The organism is Pseudokineococcus marinus, assembly GCF_013004605.1.
Taxonomy (GTDB): domain Bacteria; phylum Actinomycetota; class Actinomycetes; order Actinomycetales; family Quadrisphaeraceae; genus Pseudokineococcus; species Pseudokineococcus marinus.
Genome location: NZ_JABEMA010000280.1, coordinates 1 through 4,044, shown reverse-complemented (window position 1 = coordinate 4,044; position 4,044 = coordinate 1). Strand labels below are relative to the sequence as shown.

At 76.3% G+C, this 4,044-nt stretch carries 3 protein-coding genes; all 3 read left to right on the top strand.

Annotated elements, in window-relative coordinates; genetic code table 11:
• On the top strand, positions 1–2,395 hold a 2,395-nt coding region (locus HLB09_RS14005; protein ID WP_212771098.1), incomplete at its 5' end, for a TIGR03960 family B12-binding radical SAM protein.
• A gap of 5 nt (positions 2,396–2,400) precedes the next feature.
• Positions 2,401–2,964 (top strand): GNAT family N-acetyltransferase, encoded by a 564-nt coding sequence (locus HLB09_RS14000; RefSeq protein WP_212771097.1) that lies wholly within the window; start codon positions 2,401–2,403, stop codon positions 2,962–2,964.
• 85 nt (positions 2,965–3,049) lie between these two features.
• Entirely contained in the window at positions 3,050–3,859 is an 810-nt protein-coding gene (locus tag HLB09_RS13995; RefSeq protein WP_171203958.1) for a TIGR03936 family radical SAM-associated protein, read from the top strand.
• Positions 3,860–4,044: the final 185 nt, after the last annotated feature.

The following is a 4,044-nucleotide window of genomic DNA, read 5'->3' as shown; positions in this document are numbered from 1 at the left end:
CGGGCGGATGGGCACGGCCGCCTGCCGGGCGGTCGAGACGGCCGACGACCTCGAGCTCGTCGCGCGCGTGCACCGCGGCGACGCCATGGACGCCGCGGCGGGCGCCGACGTCGCCGTCGTGCTGTCGGTGCCGGACGCCGCGCCGGCGCAGGTCGACTGGTGCGTGCGCCACGGCGTCCACGCCGTCGTCGGCACGACGGGCTGGACCGACGAGCGCCTCGACGCCGTGCGCGAGGCGCTCGGGCCGTCGCCGACGACGGGCGTCCTCGTGGCGCCGAACTTCGCCGTCGGGGCCGTCCTGGCCATGCGCTTCGCCGCGCAGGCGGCGCGCTTCTACGAGTCGGTGGAGGTCGTCGAGCTCCACCACCCCGACAAGGTCGACGCGCCGTCGGGGACGGCGGCGCGCACGGCCCGCGACGGCCGCTCGGTGCTGCACCGCCTCGAGGCGCTGCTGCCGCGCGTCAGCAAGCCCGTCCAGTACGTCGGCGGCGAGCTCAACGCCACCACGAAGGAGTGGGAGTGCGCCGGCCCCGCCACGGTGCGCTGGGCCCTCATGTACCCCGACGCCTACGAGGTCGGCGTGCCCAACCAGGGCGTCATGATCCTCTACGAGGTGCTCAACGAGCGGGCCGACGCCCTGGCCGAGCGCACCTACGCGGTGTGGCCGGACCTCGAGGCGCTCATGCGCGAGCACGACGTCCCGCAGTTCACCGTGGACGGGCACCGCCCCGTGGGCGACTTCGACCTCCTGGGCGTCTCCTTCGCCACCGAGCTCGGCTACACCAACCTGCTGACGGCGCTCGACCTCGCCGGCGTGCCCCTGCGCAGCGCGGAGCGCACCGAGGAGCACCCGCTCGTCGTCGCGGGCGGCCACGCCGCCTTCAACCCCGAGCCGGTCGCCGACTTCCTCGACGCCGTCGTCCTCGGCGACGGCGAGCAGGCCGTGCTCGCCGTCACCGACCTCGTGCGCGCCTTCAAGGAGGAGGGCTCCCCGGGCGGCCGGGAGGAGCTGCTGCTGCGCCTCGCGCGCTCCGGCGTCGTCTACGTGCCGCGCTTCTACGACGTCGCCTACGGCGAGGACGGGGCGCTCGCGTCCGTCGCGCCGAACCGGGACGGCGTGCCGTGGCGCGTCGTCAAGCACACGGTCATGGACCTCGACGCCTGGCCGTACCCCAAGCAGCCGCTCGTGCCGCTGGCCGAGAGCGTCCACGAGCGCATGAGCGTGGAGATCTTCCGCGGGTGCACGCGCGGCTGCCGGTTCTGCCAGGCCGGGATGATCACGCGGCCGGTGCGCGAGCGCTCCGCCGAGGGCATCGGCGCCATGGTGCAGAAGGGCCTCGAGGCCACCGGCTTCGAGGAGGTGGGGCTGCTGTCCCTGTCCTCGGCGGACCACAGCGAGATCGCCGAGGTCACCAAGGGCCTCGCCGACCGCTACGAGGGCACCGAGACGGGCCTGTCCCTGCCGAGCACCCGCGTCGACGCCTTCAACATCGAGCTCGCCAACGAGCTCTCGCGGAACGGGCGCCGCTCCGGGCTGACCTTCGCGCCCGAGGGCGGCAGCGAGCGCCTGCGCCGCGTCATCAACAAGATGGTGAGCGAGGAGGACCTCATCGCCACCGTCGCCACGGCCTTCGCCAACGGCTGGCGGCAGGTCAAGCTCTACTTCATGTGCGGGCTCCCCACGGAGACCGACGAGGACGTCCTCCAGATCGCCGAGATGGCCAAGAGGGTCATCGCGACGGGCCGCCAGGTGTCCGGGCGCAGCGACATCCGCTGCACCGTGTCCATCGGCGGCTTCGTGCCCAAGCCGCACACCCCCTTCCAGTGGGCGCCGCAGCTCTCGCACGAGGAGACCGACGCCCGGCTGGCGAAGCTGCGCGACGCGATCCGCTCCGACCGGCGCTACGGCCGGGCCATCGGCTTCCGCTACCACGACGGCAAGCCCGGCGTCGTCGAGGGCCTCCTGTCCCGGGGCGACCGGCGGCTGGCCGACGTCGTCGAGGCGGTGTGGCGCGACGGCGGCCGCTTCGACGGCTGGAGCGAGCACTTCTCCTACGAGCGCTGGGAGCAGGTGGCGCAGCGCGTCCTGGCCGCCCACGGCCTCGACGTCGACTGGTACACGACCCGCGAGCGCGACCTCGACGAGGTCCTCCCGTGGGACCACCTGGACTCGGGCCTGGACAAGGACTGGCTCTGGGAGGACTGGCAGGAGGCCCTGTCGGGGGTCGAGGTCGACGACTGCCGCTGGACCCCGTGCTTCGACTGCGGCGTCTGCCCGACGACGGACACGAGCATCCAGGTCGGCCCCTCCGGCCGGCCGATGCTGCCCCTGAGCGTCGTGCGGGCCTCCGGGGTCCTCGAGGGCGTCGGCACCAGCCCGGGGGGCACCCCCTGAGCGCGGTGCGCATCCGCCCGGCCGTGCTCGAGGCGGCCGGTGACGTGGCGGCGCTGGCGCTGCTGCGCCGCGCGGCCGCCTCCGAGGCCGGGCCGGTGCCCGCCGACGACGACTTCGGCCGCCGGTTCACCGCGTGGGTCCGGGCGCAGGCGCACCAGCGCACCTTCTGGCTCGCGGAGTCGCGGGGCGGCGGGGAGCGGCCCGCCGGCATGCGCCTGCCGGTGGGCATGGTGGGCCTCACGCGCTACGAGCGGCCGCCGCGCCCGGGCGAGCCGGTGACGACGGCGTGGGGCTACCTCGGCGCGCTCTTCGTCCTGCCCGACCACCGGGAGGGAGGCACCGGGGGAGCGCTCGTCGAGGCCGCGCTGGCGCACGCGCGCGACACCGGCCTCGTCCGTGTCGTGCTGTCGCCGGGCGGCACCCGCGCCGCGCCCCTCTACAAGCGCCTCGGCTTCCGCACGGCCAGGGAGCTGCTCGTGCACCCCCTCGAGCGCGACGCTCCGGAGGACGACGAGCCCGCGGGCCTCGACGACCTCGTCCACCCGCTGGACCTCCACCCGCTCGACTGAGGTCGCGCCGGCGCCGGCGCCGGCGCCGGCGCCGACCGCCGTCCCGCAGATCCCGACGCCCCGACGCATCCCCCCTGGAGCACCCGTGGCCAGCCGCACCCCCGAGGGACCGCCTCCGCCCCCCGCCGTCCAGCGGCTGCGCCTGCGCTACGCCCGTCGGGAGCGCCTGCGCTTCTCCAGCCACCGCGACTTCCAGCGCGCGCTGGAGCGGGCCCTGCGCCGCGCCGAGGTGCCCATGGCGTACTCGGCGGGCTTCTCGCCGCACCCCAAGGTCTCCTACGCGGGCGCGGCGCCCACCGGCTCGGCCAGCGAGGCCGAGTACGTGGAGATCGCCGTGACGGCGCGCTGCGACCCCGAGCGCCTGCGCTCCGCCCTCGACGCGGCGCTGCCCCCCGGGCTCGACGTCCTCGAGGTCGTGGAGGCGCCGCTGCACGGGGCCGCGCCGCTCGCGGACGTGCTCGAGGCCGGCGTGTGGGAGGTGGCGCTCCCCGGCGTGGGCGAGGCCGACGCCCGTCGCGCGGTGGACGCGCTCCTCGCCACCGGGTCGGCCGAGGTCGAGCGGGTGACCACCAAGGGGCGGCGGGTCCTCGACGTCCGCCCCGCCGTGCTGCGCCTCGACGTCGTCGAGCCGGCGGCCGCCGTGTCGACGACCGGCCGGGCCCTCGCCGCGTCGTCGGCGGCGGGCGGGGAGCCCTGTGCGATACTCCACCTGGTCGTCCGGCACGCCGCACCTGCCGTCCGACCCGACGACGTCCTCACCGCGCTCCGCGGGGTGTCCGACCTCGCGCCGCCGGAAGCGCCTCGCGCGACCCGGCTGGCGCAGGGGCCGCTCCTGGAGGGCGCGGCGGCCGTGGCGGATCCACTGGCCGCCGAGCGAGGTGCCGTCGGCGTCTGAGCCCCACCGCGCGCGCTCACCGGAGCCCGCTGCGCGGCCCGGACGCACCCCACGACTTCCGTCGCCCCCGGGCGACGACGAAAGGCCCGCGCGAGCTGGTGCGGCGCGACGCGCGGCCCAGGAACGGGAGCGCCCCCGTGGCACCGACCGACACCCCCGACTCGCCGGCGGACAGCGCCGGCACG